This is a genomic window from Actinoallomurus acaciae, from assembly GCF_042429965.1.
Classification (GTDB): domain Bacteria; phylum Actinomycetota; class Actinomycetes; order Streptosporangiales; family Streptosporangiaceae; genus Actinoallomurus; species Actinoallomurus acaciae.
Genome location: NZ_JBHLZP010000883.1, coordinates 1 through 2,074 on the forward strand (window position 1 = coordinate 1; position 2,074 = coordinate 2,074).

Here is a 2,074-nt window from a genome sequence, read left to right on the forward strand (position 1 = left end):
GCCTCGCCGACGACCGGGCCGACGCGCAGCAGCGTCCGCCAGCGGCCGGGCTTGCCCTGATGAGGCTGCGGGGGCGCGTCCTCCTGGTCGGGGCCGGGCTGGGCCTCGGCCTCGGGGGTGTCGACGTGGGAGGGCAGCCGGATGCCGAGGACCGCGCCGGCGAGGAACACGACCGTGGCGATGCGCAGCGCCCAGCCCGCGTTGGTGACCGCCACCAGCCCGGCGCCGAGCGGCGCGGTGATCGACGCGGCGACGAGGCCGCAGAAGGACGCGCGGGCGTTGGCCGTGACGAGATTGAGATCCTCGGGCAGCACGCGCGGCGTCACGGCGCTCCGGGAGACCCCGAAGGCCTTGGACAGCACCAGCGCGCCGAACGCGGCGGGCAGCAGGGTCAGCGGGTCCTTGTGCAGGACGGCGCCGGCCATGCCCCAGCACAGCAGCCCACGGGCGAGCATGGTGCCGGCGATGGCGATGCGCCGGGCGTGACGCATGTGGTCGAGCGCGGGTCCGATGAGCGGGGCCACCAGGGCGAACGGGGCCATCGTGACCAGGAGATACAGCGCGACCTGGCCTTGTGCCTGCTTGACGTCGAGGTTGAAGAACATGGTGCCCGCGAGGGCCACCGCGATCAGAGCGTCTCCGGCGCTGTTGACCGCGCCCAGCTCGATCAGGTTGCCCAGACCCGTCCGGCCGGCACCGCCGGCGTGGGTGGCACGGCGTGTCGTACGCCCGATGCTCCGGGTCATCGTGCGCACCGTCCGTCCGGCGCCTCCCGCCCGTGACCGCAAACTCATGACGTAAGTCTGCCTCTTCGGGGCAAACCCATGCCCCTGTATGGGCGACAATCGTTTATGTGAGTCCAGTGCGTTCCAGCAGTCCGGCCGCCGCGAGGCGGAGTCGTACACCTGTGGTCGACGCGGCTGCGGCGGCAGCCGTCGACCTCGCCCGCGCCGCGGCCGAGGAGACCTCGAGCCCGGATTACGTCGGTGATCACCTTGGTCTGCTACCCGAAGCCGACCGGGTCGTCACCCACTATTTCGCCTGCCTGGATCCGGCGTACCGCGGGTGGCGCTGGGCCGTCTCGGTCGTGCGCGCCTCGCGGGCCAAGAACGTCACGGTGAGCGAGAGCGTGCTGCTCCCGGGCGACGACGCGATGCTCTCGCCCGCATGGGTGCCCTGGAGCGACCGGTTGCGCCCCGGCGACCTGGGGCCGGGCGACCTGCTGCCCACCCAGGCGGACGACGACCGGCTCGTGCCCGGGTTCACCGACGTGTCGGGCACCTCGGGCGAGACCGACGAGGAGCTGTTCTGGGAGCTCGGCCTCGGCCGCCACCGGGTGCTGTCCGCCGAGGGGCGCGACCAGGCCGCCGCCCGCTGGCACTCCGGCGACGCCGGTCCGGCGACCCCGATGGCCCGCTCGGCCCCGGCACACTGCGCCACCTGCGGCTTCTTCGTGCCGCTGGCGGGCTCGCTGCGGCAGGGGTTCGGGGTGTGCGCCAACGAGTACGCCCCCGACGACGGCAGGGTCGTCTCCCTCGACCACGGGTGCGGCGCGCACTCGGAGGCCGTCGTGATACCGGCCGCCGCCGAGTCGGCGCCGCCGATCGTGGACGAGATGGGCTACGACGTCATGCCCTCCGCGGCGCTCACCGACGAAGAGGCCCTGGGCCACAGCTGAGGCCCCGGAGCCCCGACAGTCTCTGCGTCCGCGCCGCCTTCGTTCGGGCGGCGGCGGGCGGCGAAAGGCGCGCGATGGAGGATCCGTACGGCACCGCCGCGATCCGGGCACGGGTCCTGGCGGCCTGGTCGGCGTCCCCGGCCCGGTTCCGCGAGGACGCGAACGCCGAGGAGGACCACGCCCGCGGCGGTTACCGCGACCGCGTGGTGGTGGAGCTGGCCCAGAACGCCGCCGACGCGGCGCTGCGCGCCGGCGTCCCCGGGCGGATCCGGTTCATCCTGCGCGACGGGGTGCTGACGGCCGCGAACACCGGTGCCCCGCTGGACGCCGCCGGCGTCGAGGCGCTGAGCACGCTCCGTGCGTCGGCCAAGCGGGAGGAGACCGGGGCGGCGGGCC

Annotated in this window: 3 protein-coding genes; 2 read left to right on the forward strand and 1 reads right to left on the reverse strand. The window is 74.3% G+C overall.

What is annotated here, in order from left to right; genetic code table 11:
* On the reverse strand, nucleotides 1-746 hold a 746-nt coding region (locus tag ACFFNX_RS48435), incomplete at its 3' end, for an MFS transporter (protein ID WP_378213195.1).
* Between the two features lie 161 nt (nucleotides 747-907).
* Between ACFFNX_RS48435 and ACFFNX_RS48440 the strand changes: the two genes are divergently transcribed.
* Both ACFFNX_RS48440 and ACFFNX_RS48445 read left to right on the forward strand, forming a co-directional pair.
* Nucleotides 908-1,678: a DUF3027 domain-containing protein gene (locus tag ACFFNX_RS48440; protein ID WP_378213197.1), complete on the forward strand. Its 771-nt coding sequence runs from the start codon at nucleotides 908-910 to the stop codon at nucleotides 1,676-1,678.
* 74 nt (nucleotides 1,679-1,752) lie between these two features.
* Nucleotides 1,753-2,074, forward strand: a 322-nt coding sequence (locus ACFFNX_RS48445) for a sacsin N-terminal ATP-binding-like domain-containing protein (protein ID WP_378213198.1), incomplete at its 3' end; no start/stop codon positions are given.